Annotated in this window: 20 protein-coding genes; 3 read left to right on the forward strand and 17 right to left on the reverse strand. The window is 64.2% G+C overall.

Annotation, left to right across the window (positions count from 1 at the left end):
* Window positions 1–32 precede the first annotated feature (32 nt).
* The gene (locus tag FX984_RS08060; protein WP_146476508.1) at window positions 33–2,546 is read left to right on the forward strand and encodes a fimbria/pilus outer membrane usher protein; all 2,514 of its coding nucleotides are present in this window, start codon (window positions 33–35) and stop codon (window positions 2,544–2,546) included.
* 6 nt (window positions 2,547–2,552) lie between these two features.
* On the opposite strand, the gene FX984_RS08065 is transcribed toward FX984_RS08060, so the two are convergent.
* From FX984_RS08065 to FX984_RS08080, 4 genes are all read right to left on the reverse strand, one after another.
* Window positions 2,553–3,416: an alpha/beta hydrolase gene (locus FX984_RS08065; protein WP_065940262.1), complete on the reverse strand. Its 864-nt coding sequence runs from the start codon at window positions 3,414–3,416 to the stop codon at window positions 2,553–2,555.
* Window positions 3,416–5,641, reverse strand: a complete 2,226-nt coding sequence (locus tag FX984_RS08070) for a TonB-dependent siderophore receptor (RefSeq protein ID WP_065940263.1) — start codon at window positions 5,639–5,641, stop codon at window positions 3,416–3,418. The genes FX984_RS08065 and FX984_RS08070 overlap by 1 nt, the downstream gene beginning before the upstream one ends.
* A gap of 97 nt (window positions 5,642–5,738) precedes the next feature.
* A complete protein-coding gene (locus tag FX984_RS08075) occupies window positions 5,739–7,082 on the reverse strand; it encodes a HAMP domain-containing sensor histidine kinase (RefSeq protein ID WP_146476509.1) in 1,344 nt (447 codons plus the stop codon).
* On the reverse strand, window positions 7,082–7,807 hold the full coding sequence (locus FX984_RS08080) for a response regulator transcription factor (RefSeq protein WP_146476510.1): 726 nt from the start codon (window positions 7,805–7,807) through the stop codon (window positions 7,082–7,084). The genes FX984_RS08075 and FX984_RS08080 overlap by 1 nt, the downstream gene beginning before the upstream one ends.
* A 105-nt stretch (window positions 7,808–7,912) precedes the next feature.
* On the opposite strand from FX984_RS08080, the gene FX984_RS08085 reads away from it, so the two are divergent.
* Window positions 7,913–8,737: a 5'-nucleotidase, lipoprotein e(P4) family gene (locus FX984_RS08085; RefSeq protein WP_092354758.1), complete on the forward strand. Its 825-nt coding sequence runs from the start codon at window positions 7,913–7,915 to the stop codon at window positions 8,735–8,737.
* Window positions 8,738–8,744: 7 nt separating this feature from the next.
* Here the strand turns inward: FX984_RS08085 and FX984_RS08090 are convergent, their stop codons facing one another.
* The 6 genes from FX984_RS08090 to gabT form a co-directional block, all read right to left on the reverse strand.
* The gene (locus FX984_RS08090) at window positions 8,745–10,085 is read right to left on the reverse strand and encodes an OprD family porin (protein WP_371914485.1); all 1,341 of its coding nucleotides are present in this window, start codon (window positions 10,083–10,085) and stop codon (window positions 8,745–8,747) included.
* A 69-nt stretch (window positions 10,086–10,154) separates the two neighbouring features.
* Window positions 10,155–11,360, reverse strand: a complete 1,206-nt coding sequence (locus FX984_RS08095; protein WP_146476511.1) for an acetyltransferase domain-containing protein — start codon at window positions 11,358–11,360, stop codon at window positions 10,155–10,157.
* Between the two features lie 28 nt (window positions 11,361–11,388).
* Window positions 11,389–12,159: a DUF4198 domain-containing protein gene (locus tag FX984_RS08100; protein WP_223841608.1), complete on the reverse strand. Its 771-nt coding sequence runs from the start codon at window positions 12,157–12,159 to the stop codon at window positions 11,389–11,391.
* 829 nt (window positions 12,160–12,988) lie between these two features.
* Window positions 12,989–13,477 carry an Lrp/AsnC family transcriptional regulator gene (locus FX984_RS08110; protein WP_010449292.1) on the reverse strand — a complete coding sequence of 163 codons (489 nt, stop codon included), beginning with the start codon at window positions 13,475–13,477 and terminating at the stop codon, window positions 12,989–12,991.
* A 45-nt stretch (window positions 13,478–13,522) separates the two neighbouring features.
* Window positions 13,523–14,167, reverse strand: coding sequence for a tautomerase family protein (locus tag FX984_RS08115; protein ID WP_027607469.1), 645 nt, complete (start codon window positions 14,165–14,167; stop codon window positions 13,523–13,525).
* A gap of 48 nt (window positions 14,168–14,215) precedes the next feature.
* A complete protein-coding gene (gene gabT / locus FX984_RS08120; protein WP_146476514.1) occupies window positions 14,216–15,508 on the reverse strand; it encodes a 4-aminobutyrate--2-oxoglutarate transaminase in 1,293 nt (430 codons plus the stop codon).
* A 193-nt stretch (window positions 15,509–15,701) separates the two neighbouring features.
* On the opposite strand from gabT, the gene FX984_RS08125 reads away from it, so the two are divergent.
* Complete coding sequence (locus tag FX984_RS08125; protein ID WP_146476759.1) at window positions 15,702–16,628, forward strand: 2-hydroxyacid dehydrogenase; 927 nt, start codon at window positions 15,702–15,704, stop codon at window positions 16,626–16,628.
* A gap of 179 nt (window positions 16,629–16,807) precedes the next feature.
* Here the strand turns inward: FX984_RS08125 and FX984_RS08130 are convergent, their stop codons facing one another.
* The 7 genes from FX984_RS08130 to FX984_RS08160 form a co-directional block, all read right to left on the reverse strand.
* Window positions 16,808–17,899 (reverse strand): tartrate dehydrogenase, encoded by a 1,092-nt coding sequence (locus FX984_RS08130; RefSeq protein ID WP_146476515.1) that lies wholly within the window; start codon window positions 17,897–17,899, stop codon window positions 16,808–16,810.
* Between the two features lie 20 nt (window positions 17,900–17,919).
* On the reverse strand, window positions 17,920–19,380 hold the full coding sequence (locus FX984_RS08135) for an NAD-dependent succinate-semialdehyde dehydrogenase (protein WP_027607465.1): 1,461 nt from the start codon (window positions 19,378–19,380) through the stop codon (window positions 17,920–17,922).
* Between the two features lie 117 nt (window positions 19,381–19,497).
* Window positions 19,498–20,655: an acetylornithine deacetylase gene (gene argE / locus FX984_RS08140; RefSeq protein ID WP_098479065.1), complete on the reverse strand. Its 1,158-nt coding sequence runs from the start codon at window positions 20,653–20,655 to the stop codon at window positions 19,498–19,500.
* Window positions 20,652–21,806, reverse strand: a complete 1,155-nt coding sequence (locus tag FX984_RS08145) for an NAD(P)/FAD-dependent oxidoreductase (RefSeq protein WP_108574163.1) — start codon at window positions 21,804–21,806, stop codon at window positions 20,652–20,654. The genes argE and FX984_RS08145 overlap by 4 nt, the downstream gene beginning before the upstream one ends.
* Window positions 21,803–23,182 carry an FAD/NAD(P)-dependent oxidoreductase gene (locus FX984_RS08150; protein WP_146476516.1) on the reverse strand — a complete coding sequence of 460 codons (1,380 nt, stop codon included), beginning with the start codon at window positions 23,180–23,182 and terminating at the stop codon, window positions 21,803–21,805. Before FX984_RS08150 ends, FX984_RS08145 begins: the two co-directional genes overlap by 4 nt.
* Window positions 23,164–23,472 carry a (2Fe-2S)-binding protein gene (locus FX984_RS08155; RefSeq protein ID WP_027607461.1) on the reverse strand — a complete coding sequence of 103 codons (309 nt, stop codon included), beginning with the start codon at window positions 23,470–23,472 and terminating at the stop codon, window positions 23,164–23,166. Before FX984_RS08155 ends, FX984_RS08150 begins: the two co-directional genes overlap by 19 nt.
* Complete coding sequence (locus tag FX984_RS08160; protein ID WP_027607460.1) at window positions 23,469–25,310, reverse strand: ABC transporter ATP-binding protein; 1,842 nt, start codon at window positions 25,308–25,310, stop codon at window positions 23,469–23,471. The genes FX984_RS08155 and FX984_RS08160 overlap by 4 nt, the downstream gene beginning before the upstream one ends.
* Window position 25,311: the final 1 nt, after the last annotated feature.

Below are 25,311 nucleotides of genomic sequence, written 5' to 3' on the forward strand. Positions count from 1 at the left end.
GTTCGCCAACCCGGGATGTCACAGGTCTTCGCATGTCTTTTTTTTCCAGCAACAGGCCCGCGCACGGCGCACTGACGTTGAAGACACTGTCGCTCGCGATGGCCGCCAGCCTGCCGGCCTGGGCAATGGCCGATGAGCCTGCGGAGCGCTTCAACACCACGTTCCTGCAAGGTGCACAGTCCACCGTAGACCTGCAGCAGTTGCTCTCCGCGAACAGCGTGTTGCCGGGCAATTACCGCGTCGACCTGTACAGCAACGAGGTGCTGGTGGGCCGGCGCGATATCGACTTCAAGCGCAACCCCCACAACGGTCGCGTCGAAGCCTGCCTGAACCTCGACCTGCTCAAGCAATTGGGCATCGACCTGGCCCGCTTGCAGGCCGAGGGCAAACTCGACCCGCAGCACCCGCAGGACTGCTACGCCCTGGCCGAGATAATCGAAGAGGCCAACGTGCGCTATGACAGCAGCCGCCTGCGCCTGCTGGCGAGCATTCCGCAAGTGGCCATGCAACGTGGCTTGCGCGGCTATGTCGACCCGCAGCTGTGGGACGAAGGCGTCCCCGCCGCCTTCATCAACTACCAGCTCAACAGCAGTCGTACTGCGGGCGACTACGACACCCGCATCGCCAATAACCTCGGCCTGCGCAACGGCATCAACCTCGGCGCCTGGCGTCTGCGCAACGAATCGAACCTGAGTGGCGGTACCGGGCGCTCGAACACCTACACCAGCAACCGCACCTACCTGCAGCATGATGTGACGGCGATCAAGGGTCAGTTCAGCGGCGGTGAAATTTTCTCCGACACCGACCTGTTTGACAGCGTGCGCTATCGCGGCCTGAAACTGGCCTCCGATGAAGGCATGCGCGCCGACAGCGAACGCGGCTATGCGCCCGTGATCCGGGGTGTGGCGCAAACCAACGCGACCGTGGAAATTCGCCAGAACGACTACATCCTCTACACCGCCAACGTCGCGCCAGGGCCGTTCGAGATCAACGACATCTACCCCAGCGGCTCCAACGGCGACCTGCAAATCACCGTGACCGAAGCCGACGGCAGCCGCCGCGTGACGATGCAGGCGTTCTCCAGCCTGCCGATCATGGTGCGTGAAGGCCAGGTCAAATACAGCGTTTCGGCGGGCACCTTCAAGAGCAATGCCGACGGCCTGGCGACCCCGCGTTTTCTCAGTGGCACGCTGGCGTACGGCTTGACCAGCAACCTCAGCGGCATCGTCGGTTTGCAGGCCAGCGAGGACTACAACGCCGTGTCGGTCGGCGCCGGCAAGAACACCTCGCTGGGCGCGTTCTCCCTGGACGCCACCCACTCGTCCAGCAAGGCACGCGGGCAAACCACCCAGGGCAGCAGCGTGCGTGCGCTATATGCCAAGACCTTCGCCGGCACCGACACCAACTTCACCCTGGCCGCCTACCGCTACTCCACCGAGGGCTACCGCACCCTCACCGACCACGTGGAGGACCTCAGCGAAGACGTGCGCGTTCGCACCGGGCATTCAAAAACCCGAACCGACCTGACCATCAACCAGAGCCTGGGACGCAACAGTGCGTTCGGCAGCCTGTACGTGAATGCCAGCGACCAGCGCTACTGGAATCGCGGCGGCTCGCAGAGTTTTTCCGCCGGCTACACCAGCCACTGGGGCGACCTGAGCTACAACCTGGGCGTGACACGCACCAAGCAGATCGTCACCTGGGGCGAACCCAGCAGCGACACGCAGTTGAACCTGTCCGTCTCATTCCCGCTGGGCAGCCAGGCGCGCGCGCCACGCGCCTTTGTCACCACCAGCCGGCAACACGGCGACACCACCACCCAGGCGGGGATCAACGGCTATGTCGCCGACACCAGCGACACGTTCTATTCGGTGCAGGCGGGCCACAGCGATACCAGCGGCGATTCCGGCTCGGTGAATATCAACAGCCGTACCGCCGTGGCCGACGTCAGCCTCGGCTACAGCCAGGGCCAGGGCTACACCTCGCAGAACGTCAACCTCGCAGGTTCGGTGGTGGCCCATGCCGGCGGTATCAACCTGGGGCAAACGGTCAGCGAGACCTTCGCGCTGGCTCAAGTGCCGGGCATCTCCGGGGCGAAGATCAGCAGTTACAGCGGTGTGGAAACCGGATCCAACGGCTATGCGGTGATCCCGACGGCGCAACCTTATCGGGTGAACTGGATCAGCCTCGACACCCGCGACCTGGGGGGCAACGTGGAGATCACCAACGCCACCCAGCAACTGGTACCGCGCCGGGGGGCCGTGGTCGTCGCGCATTACAGTGGCACCACCGGACGGCGAGTGTTGTTCGAGTTGTTTGATGCGCAACGAAAGCCGCTGTCGTTTGGTGCCTCATTGGAAGATGCCAGCGGCAAGCAACTGGCAATTGCCGACCCGAACGGCAATGCCCTGGCGCTGGTTGAGCAGGACCGGGGCACCCTGACCATCAAGTGGGGCGAACAGCGTTGCCGTGCGAGCTATGTGCTGGCGCCACAGAACAAGGCATTGAACTACGAGCGACAGCCGTTGGTGTGCCAACCCGATTGATGACGCCTACAGGTGTTCGAGGGTATAGCGCAACGACGCGGGTAACATCGGGCCATGGCCAAGGCCGGGAAAGGTCTGGTAGCGGGTAGTCAGCCCCTCGACACTTTGCAGCCTGACCAGCAATCGCTTGGCCGCGGCATCATCCTGCGGCGTGGCCGACCTCGTCGGGCCGGCGGGTTCTGCGTCGCCACGCATCAGCAACAGCCTCGGCCGCCGGCCCTGCAGCCGTTGTTGCAAGCCCAGCCCTTCGGCCTCGATCACCCCACTGTTCCACCACAGCGAGGGGCTGGCGGCGGCATACTCATCAAAGGCCTGCGGGCGTGTCAGCAGGGTGTGCAGCACCAGCAGCCCACCATAGGAATGCCCCCACAGCACTTGGCGCGCAGGCTGCACGGCGAGGCGCTGGTTGATCAAGGGCCGGATCTGCCGGGTGAGCAGGTCGAGGAACTGATCGGCCCCACCGCTGGGCACATTCGTCAGTGGGTCGCGTTGCATGCCTTCGCCCACCTGCGGTGTGTAATCGAAGGTGCGGGCATTGCGTTCGATACGCAGTGGCGTGGCGTACCCCACCGCCACCAGCACCGGTGGCGTCGGGTGGTGGGACAGGCGATTCAACAGCTCGGTATCCAATGCCGCCATCGCCGCGTTGCCATCCAGCAGGTACGCCACAGGGTTGGCGGCACTGACCTTGGGCGGTTGCCCCAGCCAGATGCGGTAGTGCCGCGCACCATCGGCGGAGTCCAGTTCCAGGGTGCTGAAACGATAGGCGCTGGCTTCGCGCAATACCGGCGCGTCCATCAACTGGTCCGGTGCCGGCCTGGCATGGGCACCCTGGGCGACAAGCAAGGCAAGGAAGATCGCTCGCCCCATCAGAACGACGCCGTCAGGCTGGTGTACAGGGTGCGGCCGGACTGGTTATAGGTCGCCGCCCCCGCGCCTTCGATGTTGTTCACCCCCTGGGCGTTGCCCTCGCGCCACAGGCGTTTGTCGAAAACGTTATCGACGCCAGCGGTAACGCTCAGATGCTGGCTGATGGCGTAGGTGCCGCTCACACCGGCAATGGCATAGGGCGACAGTTGATTGTTGCCGGTGCCGGTGACACGGTTGCCGTGGTAATCGTACTTTTTCGGGGTCTGCTTGCCGTACCAGGCCACGCTGGCCTGCAGGGACAGGGCCTCGGTGGCTTGCCAATCGAGCATGGAGTTGAGGGTGTACTTGGGCGTGACCGAGAGCACATCGCCGGTCTGTTTGTTTTTCGATTGCAGCATGTAGGTGAAGTTGTTGGTCCAGGTCAGCGACTCGGCCAACGGCAACGTGAGGTTGCCTTCGAGCCCTTCAACCAGTGCCTTGGGCACGTTTTCCCATTGGAAGATATTGGCGTTGGCCGTGGTGCCCGAACCGCCCGAAGCGGTGCCCACCGGCGTCAGGCCGGACTCGATCTTGTTCTTGTAGTCGTTGCGAAAATACGTCAGGCCGGCGACCACCCCGGCAGTATTGCGGTACTCGATCCCCAGCTCCTTGTTGACGCTGGTTTCGGCCTCGAGATCGGCATTGCCTTGCAGGTAGCAGCTCTTGGTCGAGCCATAGCAACCCTGGCCATTGCTGTACAGCAGGTAGTTGGGGTTGAGCTGGTAGAGGTTCGGCGCCTTGTACGAACGGGCAATGCCGGCCTTCAAGGTCAGCGTGTCGGTGAGCACCTGGGACAGGTTCAGCGAGGGGCTCCAGTTGTCGCCGACAATGTCGTGGTGGTCCAGGCGCAGGCCCGGCGTCAGGCGCGTGCCGGGGCGCAGCTCGATATTGTCTTCGGCGAACACCGAGAAGATGCGTGACGACGAGGTACTGCTGCGGTTGGTGCTGGTCAGCCCTGCGACACTGCCGCCGGCAGTGGTGGTCTGGGTGTTGGCGCTCGGGTCGTCGAGCCGCGACTCGACCCACTCGGTGCCCAGGGTCAGCACCTGTTCGAAACCGGCGTGCAGCGGCAGGTTGACCTCGCCGTGGGCGGTCAGGTCGCGCAGCACAGTGGTGTAGAAATCGGTGTTGGCGAAGATGCCTTCGGTGCCGCCCGCCAGGCCTTCGTTGATGCGGCTGTTGCGGGTCTTTTCGTATTGCAGGTAGGCCAGGCTGCTGCCGAAATCCCACTCGCCACGGTGGGTGGCCGAATAGGTTTCACGGTAGAGGATGTTGGTCTCATGGCCCAGCATGCTCTTCACATTCGCATTGCTGTTGGTGTTCTGGGTATCGCCGGTATAGATATTGCCCTGGCGGCTGAACCCTGCTTCCAGGTCGAGCGTCTGCTCGGGGGTGAACTGCCAGCTCAGCAGCCCGTTGACGTCCTTGTTGCGTACACCTTCGCGCCCCGCCGGCAAGGTGCCGACCTGGTTACCGGTGCGCACGGACTCATGGCCGCTGTTGATATCGGCATCGTCGGCATTGGTCTTGGCGATGTTGCCGTACACGCGGTAGCTGAGGGTGTCGGTCAGCGGGCCGTTGAGGCCGAAGTTCATGCGCTCGGTCTCACCCTCGGCCGTGTGCTGGGCGAAGTTGTGGTAGATCGTCGCCGAGCCGTGGGTTTCGCTGCCCGGTTGCCGGGTGATGATATTCACCACGCCGCCTGCCGCGCCGTTGCCGTAACGCGCCGCCGCCGGACCACGGATGACTTCGATGCGCTCGATCTGGTCAGCCGGCACCCAGTTGCTGTCACCACGGCTGTCGCGCTCGCCACGCCAGCCGTAACGCACCGAGTTACGGCTGCTGACCGGCTTGCCGTCCACCAGGATCAGGGTGTTTTCCGGGCCCATGCCGCGGATGTCGATCTGGCGGTTGTTGCCGCGCTGGCCGCTGCTGGAGTTACCGGTGAGGTTGACGCCAGGCATGGTGCGGATGATCTCCGAGAGGTCATTGGCCGGGGGGCGTTTCTTGATGTCTTCGGCGGTGATGATCGACACGCCGGGCATCTGCTTGATCTCTTCCTGTGCGGTGCCCAGTACCGTCTGGGTCGGCAGCTCCATCTGCGCGGGGGCTTCGGTTTCAACCGCGAAACTGCTGGCGGGCAACAGGCTGCAAATACTCACGGCAAGCAGGGACAAGCGGAACATGCGCGGATCTCCAAACGTCAGCCCGACCGATAGCGGTGGGCCATCAAAGATCGCCGATGATAATCAGATGCAATTGCGAGTAAAGAACATTAACTTTCTAAACATTCGCCGCGGGCAGGCGCAGGTTCATGCGCAGACCTTGAGTGCCCTGGCTGGCCCACAGCCGGCCGTGCTGCAGTTCGATGGCGCGCCGGGCGATGCTCAGGCCCAGGCCGAAACCGCTGCCCACCGTGCCATCCAGGCGCAGGTAGGCTTCGAAGATGCGCTCAAGATCGCCTTCGGCCACGCCCGGCCCCTGGTCTTCGATCACCAGCCACCAGCTGTCGCCGTCACGCTCGCCGCTCAAGCGCACCACGGCGTGTTGCGGTGAGTGGCAGATGGCATTGCGCAGGATATTTTCCAGGGCCTGGGCAAAGCTGTTGAGGTGCACGTGCACCTGGCAGGCGCTGTCCAGCTCGCAGACCAGCGCATCCAGGGGCCAGCCGGTTTCGAAATGCGCGTCCTGCACCAGCGCTTCCCACACCGAGGCCACCACCACCGTTTCAGCTTCCAGGCGCGGTTTTTCGGTGTCGAGCCAGGCCAGGTTGAGGGAGTCGTCCACCAGCCGGCGCATCTCCTCCACTTCCCGTCCCAGGCGCTGCTCCAGCTGGGCCGGCGACAGGCCGCTTTCACTGGCGATCTTCAAGCGTGCCAACGGTGTGCGGATTTCATGGGACAGGGTGCGCAGCAATTGCCGTTGCTGGTGCAGGCTCTGGCGCAGGCGCCCCGCCATGTGTTCATAGGCGCGTGCCAGCTCGCCCAATTCGTCCGGGCGCTGGGTCACGCGGCTGCTGGCCAGGGGCTCGAGGTCGCCGGCACTCAAGGCGTTGGCGCGCTCACGCAGTTCGTTCAACGGCTGTACCAAATGGCGATACAGCAGCAACCCCAGGCCCAGCGCCAACAGCACCGGTACCACGCCGTGGCTCAACACATGGGTCCAGGGCGTCAGGCCCGGTGGCAACAGGCGCTCCGGCAATTGCATCACCAGCCGCCCGCGCTCGGGGTGCTGGGGGAAGGCGATGCTGACGTAGGGCAATTCATCGTCCAGGCGCTTGCTCATCGGCCAACTGAGCTTGCGCATGAAAGTCAGGTGGCCGACCTGTTCGGCCGTCAGCGGCGTGGTGCCCAGACTGTGCAAGTAGTCATCCAGCACCGCGACCCAGGTGTGCTCGCGCTGCTGCAACGCCAGTCGCCAGCGCTCCAGCGCCTGGGCATCGCCGCGGGCCGCCAGCTGTTCCGCCTCGGCGGCATACGCAGCCAGCGCGATGCGATCCGGCTGTTCCAGAAAGTAGGTGTTGCGCTCCACCTGCAAGCCCCAGCTCCAGACCAGCCACACCAGCAGCAGGCAGAAGCACACTTGCAGCGCCGCCATTTTCCACAGCAGCGGATGACGGCGCGGCATCAGGCGCTGTCGCACAGCAGCACGTAGCCCTGATGGCGCACCGCGTCGATGCGAATACCCTGCACATCGATGGCCGCCAGCTTGCGGCGCAGGTTGCACACATGCACATCGAGGCCACGGTCCAGGCGGGTGTAGGGGCGATGCAGCACCTGTTGGTAGAGGAAAGCCTTGCTCAGCGTCTCGCCCCGGTGTGCGTGCAGCGTGCACAACAGACGGAATTCCGAAGCCGTCAGCCCGGCGGCGCGGCCGTTACAGGTGAAATCGCGTGCGTCGCTGTCCAGTCCCGATGTGGAATGCCGGGCGAGCGGTTTCGCGACCCCGCAATCAATCGCCACGCGACGCAGCAAGGCGTCGATGCGCACATCGAGTTCCGCCAGGCTGAACGGCTTGGGCAAGTAGTCATCGGCGCCCTGGCTGAAGCCGGTGATGCGATCCTGCTCGGCGCCCAGCGCCGATATCAGGATCACTGGGGTGCCGCGCGCATGCCGCAGGCGTGCAAGGATATTCAGGCCGCTTTCATTGGGCAGCATGATGTCCAGCAGGATCAGCTCCACCGGCGAATGCAGCGCCAGGTCCAAACCCTGGTCGCCGCAATGGGTGCTGTTCAAGGCGAAGCCGCGACGGCTCAAATGGTTGCTCAGGTGCGTGCACAGCTCCACGTCATCCTCGATGATCAGGATGCGCGGGGCCGGCGATAAGGTTGGCGCTAGATGATAAGTATTCACAATTACGTCAGTTTCGCATCCGGCGAAACATTTCGCAATGTGGTGAATCCACGCGGGATTAGGCTAAGGTGCGGCCCACGCGCCCTTTCCCTGCGAGACCTCTGCATGCGACCCCTGATCTTCGCCAGCCTGTGCCTGCTGGCAGGCTGCCAACAAACGCCGCCGGCCAACGACCAGCTCGACGCCGTACTCTGGACCCAGACCTCCATCGAACACGAGTTGATCTATCGCCAGGTGTTCGCCAACGCCACCCGCCAGCTCGACGTGGCCCTGGCCGATCCCAGCTGGGACGCGTTGCCCTTCCCGCCCCGCAACCTGAGCGGCCTGCCACCGGCAGTGGTGGTGGATATTGACGAAACCCTGCTGGACAACGTGCCGCTCAATGCCCGCGACGTCATCCATAACCAGGTGTATGGCTACGACCGCTGGAACACCTGGGTCGACCAGGCCAAGGCCCAGGCCCTCCCCGGTGCCGTGGCGTTCCTGCAAGCGGCAAAGCAAAAAGGCATCCAGGTTTACTACCTGACCAACCGCGAACACAGCCAGGTCGGGGCCACTGTGACCAACCTGCGCCTGCGCGGTTTTCCGGTGGAGAGCAATCAACAGGTGCTCGCCGCCAGCACCCCCACCGGGCACTGCGAAAGCGCCGGCTACGGCAAGAACTGCCGCCGCCAATGGGTCGCCAGCCAGGCTCGCGTGCTGTTGATGGCCGGTGATTCCCTGGGGGATTTCGTCCAGGCCGAACGCAACACCCTCGAGGCCCAGCGCAAGGCGGTCGAACCCTATGTGAACTGGCTCGGGCAGCGCTGGTTTTTGCTGCCCAACCCGACTTACGGCAACTGGTACAGCGCGCCCTATGGGGACGATGAAAAGCTGCCGTTCGCGCAGAAACGCCAGCTCAAGCAGCAGGCGTTGCAGTTGCAGGAGTAACGCCGACCTAGTGCAAGCGCCCGCCCAACGGGTACTCGACCGCCAGGCGGATCTGGTTGGCATCCAGCTCCGCCTGGGCCGCATTGCCCCGGTGCACGGCATGGCGCAGGGTAAAGGCGAGGTTTTTCGCGGCCCCGGACTGCACCACGTAGCGTGCCTGCAGGTCACGTTCCCAATGCCTGCCCCCATCACCGTAGCCGAGCCATTGGTAGCCGCCGCGAGGATCCATGTGGCGGCCGTCGATGCCACTGCCGCGTACATACAACGCCGCCAGGCTCAGGCCGGGCATGCCATGGGCCGCCAGGTCCAGGTCATAACGGACCTGCCACGAGGCCTCCCGTGGGGCGTTGAAGTCGGACAGCGCCACGGCGTTGCTCAGGTAAATCGCCCCGCGCGTCACGTAGTCGAACGGCGTGTCGCCACTGACTTTCTGATAGCCCACGCCCACACTGTGGGCACCGAACCGATAGGTCGAGAGCAGGCTCCATGTGGTGTTATCGATGCGCCCGGACAACGCCTTGCCGGTGTCCTGGGTGCGATACAGGTTCAGGTCAACGGTCAGTGCCTGGCCGGGAAACAGCGGCCGGGTGTAGACCGCCCCCAGGTAATGCTGGCGCCAGGTGTCTTCATAGACAGCGCTGAACACGCTGGCGCTCAGCCCCTTGATTGCCGTATTGCGCACGCCCACCAGGTCAAAGCGATCGCCTTGCCTGCCATTGGAATAGTTGACGACAAACCCTCGGTCATGGCTGCTGGCGTTGCGGTCGGTGCTCTCATTGAAGTGCCCCGCGAACAGGGTGGTGGCCGGCAACTCGCGGCTGGTCAGCCACCATCCCGTCGCGGTTTCGGGCAGCAAGCGGCTGTCGGACGAGGCAAACACCGGGGTTTTCACCCGCTGCTCGCCGTAGCGCAATTCGGTTGAGGAAACGCGCAGTTTGGCAACTGCGCCACCGCGGCTGAACTGCTCCTTGGGGTGGCCGTCATTGTCCACCGCCAATAGCCGTGCCTTCCCGGCGCGCCCACCGCCACTGTCCAATTGCCAGGCGGAATAAACGTGGGCATCCAGGCCAAAACCCAGGGTGCCGGTGGTGAAACCCGAGGCGTAGTCAGCCATCAGGCCATAGGCCCATTCTTCCGCCAGGTCGCTGCGCTGGGATCGAGGTTTGTAGGCGTTGCGTGCGCCGTTGCTGAGGGCGCCATGCTGGTAGTCGCGGCGGTCGTAGACACTGCGGTTGAGCAGGTTCCACTGGCTGTCCTCGATAAAGCCGTTGGCGGTGTCTTGTTCGGCGGCGAAGGCGAGCAGGCTCTGCCCTCCCAATGCCAATAGCAGGGTGCGGGTCGATAGCATCTTCACGGTTTGACTCCAGAACGTGTCAGGCAAAGGTGTTCCGCAGGGCGCAGAACACCGTTGGTTCCGTCAGAGGTATTTGAGCATCGCGATGTCGCGACGACGCTGCTTGAGGTCGGCGAACCAGCGTGTCGGGAAGAACAGCAACACCCCGAGTATCACGCTCCACAACCACACCATGGGCAGGTCGTCAAAACCGTAGTAGGTGCCCTGGTTGGCGCCCCAGATCGCCAGCGCGACCAGGTACATGGCCTTGAGCACGTACAGGTGCAGCAAGTAGAAAAACATCGGCGCCCCACCGTAGATCGCCAAGGTCGCAGTGGCCCAGCGGGCCTGCCACTTCTCGAACAGCGCCAACAGCAGCAGCGACAGGCCCAGGGTGGGCATCAGGAACATCAGCGACGGCGGGTATTTCTTCGCGCTCATGAAGCTCATGAAGGTGCGCAGCGCATCACCGGTCTGCACCCAGGGTTTCTCGCCATACACATTGAGGTAGCGGATAAACACGAACGCGACCAGCAGGCCTGCACCCAGCTTGACCAGGCGCGAGATACGCTCCGCCGACGGCATTGCCTTGCCAAACCACGGGCCGATGCCCCAGCCCAGCAGGATCACACCGATCCACGGCAATATCGGGTACGTCGTGCGGGCGCGGGTGAATTCGGTAATGTCGATAAACACCCGCTGATGCAGGATCGACCAGGGCACGAAGAACGGCGACTCCGGCCCGACGGTCACGCCGTCGAGCAGGTTATGCCCGGCGATAATCGCCACCCCCAGCACGATCAGCCAGGCGCGCTTGAAGTGCAGCAAACCGGCGAGCACGATCATGCACAGGCCGATACACCAGATCACTTGCAGCCACAACGTCTTGGGTGGGAATTCGGCATTCCAGGCAAAGCACACGAAGGTGATTTCCAGGAACACCAGGAACAGCCCGCGCTTGAGCAAAAACACCGAGGTTTCGCGGGCGCTGTGTTTCTGGCTGTAGAGCCAGGCCGACAAGCCCGTCAGGAAGATAAACGCCGGGGCGCAGATCTCGCTGAGCATACGGGTGAAATACAGGTCCGGGGTGACACTCAAGGCGTCGATCGGGTCGGTGACCTGCCGGTGCAGCAAGAAGGTTTCGCGCACATGGTCGATGAGCATCAACAGCATCACAAAACCACGCAGCGCATCGATAGCCAGCATGCGTGTGGCCGTCGTGACGTTCGTGCGGGCAAGCGTCGGCGCAACAGTGCCCGCCTGACCGGCCAATCCTGAAGAAAGGGTCATATCAATCACTCATGAAGGAGGCAATGAATCAGGCTGACTTTTTCAGCCTGGCGACTTCCGATGCCGGCAGTTGCGACGGCGCGCGAGGTAACGGCGCCTGGCCTTGCCGGCGGTGGAACGACAACGTCGAACTGAAGCGTTTGACGTCAAACCGCTCGGGCTTGCCCGCCGGATCAAGACGCTCGCCAGGGCTGTTGTCCTGGTACTCGACGGCCACCACGTAAGTGCCCTGCCAGGGCAGCGCGAAGCTGACGTTGCCGGCGGCATCGCTGCGCTGCTTGAAGACTTCACCGGAGGCGGTTTCCAGCAGAACCTCCTGGCCCGTCAGCGGCTTGCCCGCGTAGAACACCCGGAACTGCGCACGGCCCGCATCGGCAACGCCGGTGGGGACGATATCCAGGGTCAGCTCCGGGCTACGGGCCCGCAGGTCACCGACCCAACGCGTGGCCGGGGTCCAGGCGGCTTTCACGGTCTTGGCGCCTTCCTGCACATCGAACATCGGATAGTGCAGGTCTTGCGCCAGCAGCGAATCCTCTTGCCCGGGCTGCTCCGCCAGCAGGAACGCCTGGCGCTGCTGGATCAGCTGCAGCGGTGCCGACCGGTCGGCCATCGACCACGCCCGCAGTTGCCTGAACCGGTCCATTCCCCCCGGCGTGACCTCCAGCACGTTCTTGTCATATTCCCCGTAGTACAAGGCCAAGGGCTGGCCGGGAAGTTGTTCGTACCAAATCTGATGCGCCTCGCTGGCGGTTGCCAACATGAACGCGCCATAACCCAACAGTGCTTTTGCGTTGCTCATTCGCATTTTTTCGCTCCGATTGGTGGTGTTCAACCCAAGGCTGTCGCGGCTGGAAAACACCGCACAACCCTGCGCTCCCTCACTCTGCGAGCATTACAGCGCAGGCCCTTTTGCGTTTTTCGCCGAATTGCACCCACGGATCGGCGCAGACCACTGTTTAAGGGCCCGAAAAAGTGTTTTATGCGGGTTGCGTCGAGATGAGGCGTTTAGCCGAGACTACGGGGGGGCGTGTCCAATTGAGGTGCAAAAGCAGTGAGCTTTGATCGTTCCCACGCCCTGCGCAAAGCTGTGTACCTGATGCACCGAGGTGCCTGCATCGCAGGCAAGCTCCCACATTTGAACCGGTTCCCCCCCTAAAGCGGGGTCAGCTGAAAGACCGCCATCAGGGGCATAGCTATCTACAACGTTGTAGCCACCAACAGTAACCACGATGCGAAGCGAGCCGCCCTTGATCTTGCTTTTGATCTTGATCTTGATCTTGATCTCAGGCGCCCCGTTAAACCACGCTGGCCGGAATTCGACAGCGATTTGGGGGGTAAACCGGCAGGGATGCCGGTTTAGCCGCCCCGCGCCATGGATGGCGCGTGGCGGCGGCCCCCCAAATCACTGTCGGATTACGGGCACACCGAGCCTGGGCGAGGTGCCGAGTGGTAGGGCGAAGGCCTTTTGCTTACTTTTGGGCCTCTCCAAAAGTGAGTCGCTGTAAGAGCGAAACCCTAAGTGGCCGTTACCGCAGCAACGGATATGTACTCATTCCACGCCAACATCCTGGTCGGCTGTCAGGCCGCCATCAGGTTCAAGCCCCCTCCCACAGGAAAGCGCGCGGATTTCAGTGCCGCAGCAACTTGCGCAACGGCACGCCATCCTTGAGCACCGGCGACTTGATCACGATGTAGCTGAAGTACTTGGAGATGCCAATGTTCTTATCCAACAGGCTCTCGACCACTTCCTGGTAGTGCTGGATGCTGCGGGTCATGAAACGCACCAGATAGTCGTAGCCACCGCTGATCAGGTGGCACTCGAGTACCTCGTCCACCAGGCGGATATTCGATTCGAACTTGGCGAAGTCTTCACGTTTATGGTCGCTGAGGGTGATCTCGGTAAACACCGTCACCGAGTCGGTGATCTTGGCCAGGTTCAAGTGCGCCTTGTAGCTGGAAATATACCCGGCCGATTCCAGCCGCTTGACCCGTTGCAGGCAGGGGCTGGCGGACAGGCCCACGGCATCGGCGAGGCTGACATTGGTCATCCGCCCGTCTTTTTGCAGTTCAACCAGAATACTGATGTCGATCCGGTCCAGCTTGACTTGCCCTTCCATCACGTACCTCTTGACTGCCGTTTGTAAGACAATCTTCTAGCAAAATCAGCGCCGTAAAGACAGCTGATGCTGCGCCACCAGATCCGCCATGCTGTTGATGCAGTACTCCGCCGCACAAGGCGAAGGCTGCCGCGCCCGGTGGCGGCCGATCAAACAGCGGTCCAGCGCCCCGTGTGTGCCGACCGACGATCGCGTCACATGCAGCACCGGTTGCAGCTGCGCGCCTCGGTCCGTGAGCCATTGCGGGTCTTCGGCGAGGGAAATGAAATCTTCCGGTGCAATCCCCAATCGCTCGCACAACACCCCGCGGTCCTCGGCATCACGGTCGCCACGCACCAGCAAGCGGTAGAACTTGCGCAGGTACAGCATCGCCCCCGGCGCATCCTCGAACAACGACCAATTGCCCGCCGAACGAGCAAAGCTCATGCCCTCCTCCCAACTGGCGTGCAGCCCCCAACTTTCGGCCAGTTGGCGATGGGCAAAACACAACACGCCACTGAAGCCCAGCTCGGCGAAACGCGGGTAGAGCCTGGCAACCTGCGTGTTGAATTCGGCCAGCACCTGATCCTTGGCCGGCTGCCCGCCACGGCTGTCGAGCAGCGGCTGCAACGCCGCCCACACCCCTGAATCGCGATCCACCAGCACTTCATCGCAATCGATCAGCAACGCTCGATAATCTGTCAGTCCCATGTGGGGTCAAGCCTCCAATGCCGCAGTTGGCCCGTAGCGGGCACAGCCTCAGTTCAAGACCCGTGCCAAGGCGCCGTCGAGGATTTCCAGCGCTTCGTCGACCTGGGCTTCGCTGGTCACCAACGGCGCGAGGAAGCGCAGCACATTGCGATGTACCCCGCACTTGATCACCAGCAAACCACCGGCCCGGGCTGCATCGATCAGGCGTTGATTGAGGTCGGCATCCGGGGTGCGGGCCGGGTCATCCTTGATCAACTCCATCGCCAACATAAAGCCGGTGCCGCGCACATCGCCGATGCGCGAGCAGCGTGCCTGCAAATCGAGCAACCCCTGGCGCAGGCGCTCGCCCAATACTTGGCTGCGCGCCAGCAACTGCTCCTGCTCGAACGCATCGATCACCGCCAGCGCCGCCGCACAGGCCAGCGCATTACCACCGTAGGTGCCGCCCAGCCCGCCGGGCAGCGGTGCATCCATGATCTGCGCCTTGCCGACCACGCCGGACAACGGCAAGCCGCCGGCCAGGCTCTTGGCCACGGTGACCAGGTCGGGCTGGATACCCGCGTGCTGGAAACCGAACCAGGTGCCGGTGCGACCGAAGCCGGTCTGGATCTCGTCGAGGATCAACACGATGCCATGCTTGTCGGCCAACGCTCGCAGCGCCTGGAGAAACTCAGGGGGTGCGGTGAGGAAACCGCCGTCGCCCTGCACCGGTTCGATGATGATCGCAGCCACCCGCTCCGGCGCTACCTGGGTCGCCAGCAACTCATCCAGGGCCTTGAGCGCGATGTCGCTGGTCACGCCGCGATAAGCGTTCGGGTACGGGGTATGGAACACCTCCGGCGCAAACGGCCCGAAGTTCTGCTTGTAGGGCTGGCTCATGCCGGTGAGCGTGGTGCCCAGCAATGTGCGCCCGTGGAAACCGCCACGGAAGGCGATGACCGCCGAGCGATTGGTATGGGCGCGGGCGATCTTCACCGCATTTTCCACCGCCTCGGCGCCGGAGGTGAAAAACGCCGCTTTATAGGCTGCCTGGCCGCCGATCATTTCACACAGGCGCTGGGCCAGGTCGAGGTAAGGCTGGTAGGCCACCACCTGGAAGCAGGCATGGGAAACCTTCTGCAACTGGGCCTGCACGGCGGCGACCACCTTGGGGTGGTTATGGCCGATGTTGAGCACGCCGATACCGCCGACGAAGTCCAGGTAGCGCTTGCCATCCACGTCCCACAATTCGGCGCCCTGGGCGCGGTCGATCACCAGCGGGTGCGCGGTCACCAGGCCACGGGGCACGAACTGCTCGCGCTGACGGAGCAAATGAGGGGTTTCGTCGACTTTGCTATTCATGGCATTTCCCATCGTGAGTCCGGCAACCGGAAGGTGGTTGCGATGCAGTCCAGAGTACGGCCTGCGGGCAACCAACTACGCCGAACTTGCCCCGTGAGAAATTCGGATCAACTGTTTTCGCCCCGCGTTTCAACAGATCCTGCGCCGGGCTTGGGGGATGATGATCGCTACCTTTATCCAGCAGGAAATGCCCATGGCCTTGCTCTACAAAGCTGACCCGGTGCGCGGCCAACACTGGCAGGCACTCTTTGCCCAACACGCGCCGGACATCGAATGGCGCGCCTGGCCCGACATCGGCACCCCCTCCGAGGTCGACTACCTGGCCGCCTGGCAGGCGCCGGACGATCTGGCGCGCATGCTGCCCAACCTGAAGGTGTTGTTTGCGTTGTCGGCCGGTGTCGATCAACTGGACCTGGACCGTTTGCCTGCGGGCCTGCCGGTGGTGCGCCTGCTGGATCCGGGCATCACCCGCGGCATGTGCGAATACGCCAGTTGGGCGGTGCTCAGCCTGCACCGCGACATGCTGCGTTACCGTCAGCAGCAGGTTGCGCGCTGCTGGCAGGCGCACCTGTTGCAGCCGGCTGCGAACCGACGCGTGGGGGTGATGGGGTTGGGTGCCCAGGCCCAGCAGATCCTGGCGACCTTGGCCCCCCTGGGCTTTGCCCTGTCCGGCTGGGCGCGCAGTGCGCACCAGGTGTCGGGGGTGGAGTGTTATGCGGGGGAAGCGCAACTGCCGGCGTTTCTCAGCCAGTGCGATATTTTGCTGTGCGTGTTGCCGTTGACGGAGCAGACCCAGGGGATCCTGGACCGGCGCTTGTTTGCGCAACTGCCACGGGGGGCGGGGTTGGTGAATATGGGCCGTGGGGGGCACCTGGTGGAAGAGGATTTGCTCGAGGCGTTGGAGAGTGGGCAGTTGAGTGGGGCGGTGCTGGATGTGCTGCGGGAAGAGCCGGCGGCGCCGGAGCATCCGTTCTGGGGGCATCCGCAGGTGTTGTTGACGCCACATATTGCGGCCATGACCCAACCGGAGAGTGCGTTTGCGGTGTTGCTGGAGAATATTCGGCGGTTTGAGCGGGGGGAGGAGATGGTGGGTGAGGTGGATCGGTTGCGGGGGTATTGAGTACCTATTCGGTTCCAAGGCAGTCGGTTCCAAGGCCGTGGGTTCCAAGCCGCAAGAGCAGGCCAAGGTTTACCTGATGTATGCAGATCAAACGGTGGAAGGGGGCTTGCCCCCTCCCACATTTTTTACCCAGTACATCAGGCACAACGCCGATCGGCTATAAGGCCGCCGCGCTTTGATCAATTCGTCTCAGTCAACCGCGTCGCAATTGCCAATCCCACATCCTGAGTCGATCCCCGGCCCCCCAGATCCGGCGTGACCCCCCCTTCTGCAATCACCGCCTCAATCGCCCGCAATATCCCATCATGGGCCGCCCGATACCGCCCATCCCCATTGCCCAAGAAGTCCAACATCAACGCCCCCGACCAGATCATCGCAATCGGATTGGCTATGTTCTGCCCGTAAATATCCGGCGCCGACCCATGCACCGGCTCGAACAATGACGGAAACCGCCGCTCCGGATCCAGGTTCGCCGACGGCGCGATCCCGATGGTCCCCGCACACGCCGGCCCCAGGTCCGACAGGATATCGCCAAACAGATTCGAGGCCACCACCACATCAAACCGGTCCGGCTGCAACACAAACCGCGCACACAAAATATCGATGTGCTGCTTGTCCCACGTCACCTCGGGATAGTTCGCCGCCATCAACGCCGTGCGCTCATCCCAGTAAGGCATGCTGATGGAAATCCCATTGGACTTGGTCGCCGCCGTCAGCTTCTTGCGTGGACGGGTCTGGGCCAGGTCGAAGGCGAACTTGAGGATGCGGTCAACCCCGCGTCGAGTGAACACCGACTCCTGCAGCACGAATTCATGCTCGGTGCCTTCGAACATCTTGCCGCCCACCGAGGAGTATTCGCCCTCGGTGTTTTCGCGGATCACCACAAAGTCGATGTCCCCCGGCGCGCGCCCGGCCAAGGGGCATGGCACGCCGGGGAACAGGCGCACCGGGCGGATGTTCACGTACTGGTCGAAGTCGCGGCGGAACTTGAGCAGCGAGCCCCACAGCGAGATGTGGTCCGGGACTTTGTCGGGCCAGCCCACGGCGCCGAAGTAGATCGCGTCAAAGCCCTTGAGCTGCTCGAACCAGTCCTCGGGCATCATCTGCCCGTGTTCCAGGTAGTAATCGCAGTGGGCCCAGTCGAGCACTTCGATGCTCAGGTCCAGGTGCCAGATCCTGGCGGCCTGCTCCAGTACCCGCAGCCCTTCGGGCAGGACTTCCTTGCCGATGCCATCGCCGGCAATCGCGGCGATTCTGAATGCCTTGCTCATGGTGCATGCCTCGCAAAAATTCAGTTCAAGCCGCCGATATGGAAGGCTTTGACTTCAAGGTATTCGTCCAGGCCGTACTTGCTGCCCTCGCGCCCCAGGCCCGATTGCTTGATGCCGCCGAACGGCGCGACCTCCATCGAGATGATCCCGGTGTTGAGGCCGACCATGCCGAACTCCAGGGCCTCACCAAAACGCCACGAACGCTGCAGGTCCTGGGTGAAATAGTAGGCGCCCAGGCCATACGGGGTGGCGTTGGCCAGGGCGAGGGCCTGGGCTTCGTCGGTAAAGCGCATCAGCGGTGCCACCGGGCCGAAGGTTTCTTCATTGGCCAGCAACATCCCGGCGTGGGTATCGCCGAGTACCGTGGGCTGCACGAACTGGCTGTCGCCGCTGGGGACGGCGCCGCACAGCAGCCGGGCGCCCTGGCTCAGGGCGTCGTCGATATGCCGCGCGACTTTGTTCACCGCTGCGGGGTTGATCAGCGGGCCGATAGTCACGCCGTCGTCCAGGCCGTTGCCGACCTTGAGCTTGCCCACCTCTTCCACCAGCCGCGCCGCGAAACGCGCGTAGATACCGTCCTGCACCAGGATGCGGTTGGCGCACACGCAGGTTTGCCCGGCGTTGCGGAACTTGCTGAGCATCACCCCGGCCACCGCCTGTTCGAGGTCGGCGTCGTCGAACACGATAAACGGTGCATTGCCGCCCAGTTCCAGGCTCAAGCGCTTGATGTGCTCGGCGCTCTGGCGCATCAACAGGCGGCCGACGGCGGTGGAGCCGGTAAAGGAAATCTTGCGCACCGCCGGGTTGCCGGTCAGCTCTTCGCCAATGCCGGCGGGCAAGCCGGTGATCACATTGAACACCCCGACCGGAATACCGACGCGCTCGGCCAGCACCGCCAGGGCCAGGGCCGACAGCGGCGTGAGGTCCGAGGGTTTGACGATGATCGGGCAACCGGCGGCCAGGGCCGGCGCGCATTTGCGCGTGATCATCGCGTTGGGGAAATTCCACGGGGTGATGGCGGCGCATACGCCCACCGGTTGCTTGAGGGTCAGCAAACGCCGATCACCACTGGGCGCGGGCATGGTTTCGCCGTAGACCCGGCGCGCTTCCTCGGCGAACCATTTGACGAAACCGGCACCGTAGCGCACTTCGCCACGGGCTTCGTTCAGGGGTTTGCCCTGCTCGCAGGTCATGATCAGCGCCAGGTCATCGAGGTTGTCGATCATCGCCTGGTACCAGCGCTCCAGCAGCGCCGCGCGTTCGGCAGCCGGGCGTGCGCGCCAGGCAGGCCAGGCACGCTCGGCGGCTTCGATGGCGCGGCGGGTGTCCACCGCGTCCATGGCCGGCACCTGGGCAATCACGTGGCCGGTGGCCGGGTCGCGGATGGCCAGGGTGGCGCCGCTGTCGGCAGCGATCCACTGGCCATCTACGTAGGCGAGTTCAGCCAGCAGGCTGGGGTCTTGCAAGCGATTCTTGAGCATGGTCGAGTCCTGATCCGAGACACGCTCCAGTCTAGGGAGGCGCCGCAAACGAGGATGCCGAAAGCGCGGTTAAAGCAGCGTGCCGTGCTGAAATTGCGCCCAGGACGGCAGGCTCTGCTAGGCCGTCAGCGAACCGAGCAAGCCTTGCAAAAAGCGCTCGCCGGCGTCCATCTGGCTGATCTCGATAAACTCGTCGGGCTTGTGCGCCTGCTCGATGGAACCCGGCCCGCACACCACCACCGGTACGTCCAGGCGCTGCTTGAACAGGCCGCCTTCGGTGCCGAACGAAACCTTGGAGGTGCCGGTGCCCGGCGCGGCGAATTGCTTGAGAAAGCGCACCGCCTCGACACTGGGATGGGTGTCGAGGCCAGGATAGACGTTGATCGTTTCGATCTCGATGGCCGCCACGCTGGACAGCTTCTGCGCCTCACGCACGATCACCTCGGCGCGCTCGCGCATCTGCTCCAGGAACGCGTCCAGGTCGTCCGCCGGCAGGTTGCGCACTTCGAAGTCCAGGGTGCACAGGTTGGGCACGATATTCAGCGCCTTGCCGCCGATAATCTGGCCGACATGCACGGTGCTGTAGGGCACGTCATAGTCGTTGTCCTGGGCGCCGTGGCGTTGCAACTGCTGCTGGCTGTCACGCAGGGCGGCGATAAAGTCGCAGGCCACGTGGATGGCGTTGACCGAGCGCGGCGCCAGGGATGAATGCGCCTCCTGGCCTCGGCAGTACGTGCGGTAGGAGCCCTTGCCCTTGTGGCCGAGGACAAACTGCATGTTGGTCGGCTCGCCGATCACACACAGAAACGGCCGCATCGGCGCCAGGTGCAGCACGTCGAGCAAGCGCCGTACGCCGACGCAGCCGATTTCTTCGTCATGGGACAGGGCCAGTTGCAATGGGCGGTTCAACGTGTGGTCGGCGGCATCCAGCATGGAGTCGATGGCCAGGGCGATAAAGCCCTTCATGTCGCAACTGCCGCGCCCATAAATGCGCCCGTCCTGCACGGTGGCGGCGAAGGCGGGAAATGTCCAGGCCTGCCCCGCCGCCGGCACCACGTCGGTGTGCCCGGACAGCAGCACGCCGGGCTGTTCCTTGGGCCCGGTGCTGGCGAACAGGTTGGCTTTCTTGCCGCTGGGGTCCTTGACGATCAGCGAGTCGATGCCCTTGCTCAGCAGCAGGTCGCGCACATATTCAATCAAGGCCATGTTCGAGGCCGATGACACGGTGTCGAAGGCCATCAGCTGTTTCAGAATCGCCAATACGCGGGGTTTCATGAGGCCTGGCTCCGTTGCTCGGCAGGTGGGGCGAACCGGGTGATGGAGAATGGCTCGATCGGGGTGCTGGTGCTGCCGGTGGCGAGCAGCTCGGCCATCACATCGCCGACGCCCGGGCCCAGCTGGAAACCGTGGCCGCAGAACCCGAAGGCATAGAACAGCCCGTCGACAGTACCGCTGGGGCCCATCACCGGCAGCGAGTCCGGCAGGTAGCCTTCGATGCCGCTCCACACGCGGATGATGTTCAGGTTGCCGACGCCCGGCAGCAGGCGGCGCATCTGGCTGACCTGGTTGAGGATGCTGCGCGGTTCCACGTAGGCGCGGCGGTTGAGCATATCCGGCTTGCTGCGGTAGCCGCCGCCGATGACGATATTGCCCCGGGGAATCTGGCGGAAGTAGATCACCTCTTCGGGCACCTTGGTGTACACGCCGATCACCGTGGGCAAGGCATAAGGCACCGGCTCGGTCACGGCCATTTGCGGGCCGTGGGTGTCCAGCGGCACCGGTTCGCCGAACTGCGCCGAGAGCTTCTGGCCCCAGGCGCCGGCGGTGATCAACAGTTGCGCGGCGTGGAACTGGCGGCCGTCGGTGGTGGTGACCTGGAAGTCGGCGCCGACTTTCTGCACCTCGGCCACTTCGGTGCGCTCTTCGATCTGCGCACCCAGGCGCCGGGCGGCGCGGGCAAACGCCGGCGCGGCCAGGCGCGGGTTGGCATGGCCATCGTGGGGCGCGTAGGAGCCACCCTTGACGTCCGGGCCGAGGAAGCCGAAGCGTTGATGCAGTTCGGCGCCACGATAAATCTTCAGGTCCAGTTGTTGCGCTTCCGGTGCGGCGGCGTAGGCCTCCAGCTCGGCAATTTCATCCTCGCGGTAACACACGCGCATATGCCCGCTGGGGATGAATTCCAGGTCGTCGTCGATCAGTTCCGGCAGGCGTTTCCACAGCGCCCAGGAGCGATTAGCCAAGGCCAACTGGCCGAGGAAACGCCCTTGCCGGCGTACATTGCCGAAGTTGACGCCACTGGCGTACTGGCCGATCTGGTCGCGCTCCAGCAGGATCACCGACTGCCCGCGACGGCGCAGAAAAAACGCGGTCGCCGAGCCCATCAGCCCCCCGCCGACAATCACCACATCGGTTTTTTGCACGCTCATGACGAGACCTCCTCGGTGATCAGCATCGACAACGGTTTGACCGGCGCCTGGCCGCGCTGGCGTCCGACCGCCTGCACCGGCACGCCGGCAGCGGCGGCGATCACTTCGGCCCCGGCCTGGGAGCAATAACGCCCCTGGCAACGGCCCATGCCCACGCGGCTGAACGCCTTGGCGCGATTGACTTCGCAGGCGCCCTTCTCCTTCACCGTGCGGCGCAACTCGCCGGCGCTGATCATCTCGCAGCGGCACACAATGGCGCTGTCCGGCAACGCCTTGGCCTGTTCGCTCGGCCACGGGAACGCCTGGGCCAGGCCCAGGCGGAATTGATCCATCACCGCCAGGGCCTGCTGTTGCTCATCCCGCAGGCCGGTGTCGACCGGTTGTTGCAGGTCTTCCAGCAGCGCCAGCGCCACCAGGCGCCCGGCATGCTCGGCGGCATCGGCGCCGCGAATTTTCGCGCCGTCACCGGCCGTGTACACGCCCTTGACCGAGGTGCGTCCGGCGTCATCCGTGGCCAGCCACCATTGGCTCGATGCCTCATCGAACGCCATGCGACAGCCGGCCAGGTCACCCAGCTGGGTTTCCGGGCGCAGGTGGTAACCCAGCGCAACGGCATCGGCCTGCACCGTGACGGCCTGCCCGTTGCCGGTGGTAAAGCGCACACCGCTCACGCCGTTGGCCGCGTCACCCATCACTTGCAGCGGCTTGACCCCGAGGTGCACCGCCACCTTGGCGCGGTACAGTTGCGCCAATAGCTTGATCCCCGTGAACAGCACGCCAGGCCGCGCCAGCAGTTTGGGCAAGGCTTTCAGACGCAGGCTCAAGGCTGAGGTGTCGAGCACCGCCGCCACGTCGGCGCCGGCCTTCACGTACTGGCTGGCGACCAGGTACAGCAACGGCCCGCTGCCCATGAACACCACGCGATGGCCGATGGACACGGCCTGGTTTTTCAACGCGATCTGCGCCCCGCCCAGGCTGTAGGTGCCCGCCAGTTGCCAGCCCTCGATGGGCATCAGGCGGTCGGTGGCGCCGGTGCAGAGGATCAGTGCATCGTAATCCACCGTGGTGTGGCGGCCCTGGCTCACGCAGCACAGTTGCCCCGGCGTGAGGTTCCACACCAGGGTGTCGGGGCGGTAGTCGATGGCGTCGCGCAGGCGGTCGAAACTCTGGTGCAGGGCCTGGGCCTTGGCGGCCTCGCTGCCGTACAGGGTCGCGTAGTCGCGGATGAAGCCTTCTGGCTGACGCCGGTAGATCTGGCCACCGTCGCGGCGGTTTTCATCGATCAGGATCGGTTTGATCCCGGCCGCCAGCAGGGTTTCGGCGCAGCGCACCCCGGCCGGTCCGGCGCCCACAATAACTACCCGTGCAGTGGCCATGTCGCCTCCGGTTGTGTGGTAACGATATCCAGCCCGTCACGGACTTCATTGGAGCAGGCGCGCAGGCGTTCACCGCTGCGGGTCCACACCCAGCAATCCTGGCACGCGCCCATCAGGCAGAAACCGGCGCGGCGGCCGCTGTCGAATTCCGACTGGCGCAGCGCATTGCCCTGGGTCAGCAGCGCGACCATCAGGGTGTCGCCCTGCAGGGCTTGGACGGCAGCGCCATCCACGGTCAGGCTGACCGTCGGCCGGCCCTGTTCGGCCAGCCTCACAAAACGCGCGCTCATGCATAGGCTCCCACAGTGAGGGTGTTGACGCCCTGCTGGGTATCCAGCAAATGGGCGCTGTCGTGGTGGCAAAGGATTTCACCACCGTCGTCAAGGCGGCGGCGCGGCGGCGCGGTGCGGTTGCACAGGCCGTCGACGCGCACCGGGCAGCGATTGAGGAAGGTGCACAGCTGCGGCCCATTGGCCCGCTCGCCGAGCGCCGGCAGCGTGTCGCCTGCAGTACCGCAGGTTTCCAGCCAGCCCTGGCGCAACTCGGGCACCGAGTGAATCAACAGGTCGGTGTAAGGATGGAACGGCGGCTCGGCAAACGCCTGGCGACTGCCGGCCTGGACCTTGCGGCCGCTGTACATCACCACAATGTCATCGCACAGCGCGCGCACGGTGGAAATATCGTGGCTGATAAACAGGTACGACACCCCCAGTTGCTGGCGCAGGTCGCGCAACAGTTCGAGAATCGCCGCACCCACCACGGTGTCGAGAGCCGAGGTCACTTCATCGCAGAGGATCAGGTCGGGCTTGGCCGCCAGCGCGCGGGCCAGGTTGACCCGCTGCTTTTGCCCGCCGGACAGCTCATTCGGGCGCCGTTCGGCGAGGTCCCGGGGCAGGCGCACCAGGTCGAGCAGTTCGCCGATGCGGGTTTGCAGCGCCGCGCCCTTGAGGCCGAAATACATTTTCAACGGCCGACCGATGATGGCCGCCACACTGTGCATGGGGTTGAGCGCGGTGTCGGCGTTCTGGAACACCATCTGGATCCGCCGGAACTGTTCCGGGGTGCGCTCGGCGAGGCTGCCGCCCAAGGGTTGCCCGTCGAAGGCCAGGCCGCCGAGGGCCGGGGTCAGCAACCCCGCCACCACCCGGGCCAGGGTGGACTTGCCCGAGCCCGACTCGCCGATCACGCCGATGGCCTGGCCACGGCGCACGGTGAGGTCGATGTCTTCCAATACCCGAATCGACGGCATGCCGTGCAGGTTCTTGTTGCCGTAGCCGGCGGTGAGGCCGGTGATGGTCAGCAGCGGTACCTCCCCGACGACGCCGCAGGGCGGGCGAATAGTGGTGTCGGGCCGTGCGGCGGCCAGCAGGCTGCGGGTGTAGGCGTGGGTCGGGGCGTTAAGCAACGGTGCGGTGGCGCTCTGTTCGAGGATCTGCCCGCCGTTGAGCACCACGATCTGGTCGGCCATTTGCGCCACCACCGCGAGGTCGTGGGACACGTACACCGCCGTGGCACCGCGCTCGCGCACCACGCGTTTGAAGGCGCGCAGCACGTCGATCTGGGTGGTCACGTCCAGGGCGGTGGTCGGCTCGTCGAGCACCACCAGCAGCGGATCGCTGATCAACGCCATCGCCGCCATCACCCGTTGCAGCTGCCCGCCGGAGACCTGGTGCGGGTAGCGCTGGCCGATGCGTTCCGGGCCTGGCAGCGCCAGGTCGCGGAACAGGCCGATAGCCTTGGCGTACAGCTCGGCGCGCGTGCCCAGGCCGTGGATCAGTGCGCCTTCGATGACCTGGTCGATGAGTCTTTTCGCCGGGTTGAACGCGGCGGCGGCACTTTGCGCGATATAGGACACACGGTTGCCGCGCAGGCCCTGCAGTTGGTGTTCGCCCAGGGCGAGCATGTCGTGCTCGCCGACCTGCACCACGCCGCCGGACAAGCGACACCCGCGCCGTGCATACCCCAGCAAGGCCAGGGCGATGGTGGTCTTGCCGGAGCCGGACTCGCCGATCAACGCCAGCACTTCACCTTGTTTCAGGGCAAAGCTCACGCCCTTGACGATTTCCACCTCGCCACGCTCGCCACAGGCGACCACGCGCAGGTCTTCGACGCGAATCAATTCAGTCATT

The organism is Pseudomonas marginalis (assembly GCF_008692035.1).
Lineage (GTDB): Bacteria > Pseudomonadota > Gammaproteobacteria > Pseudomonadales > Pseudomonadaceae > Aquipseudomonas > Aquipseudomonas marginalis.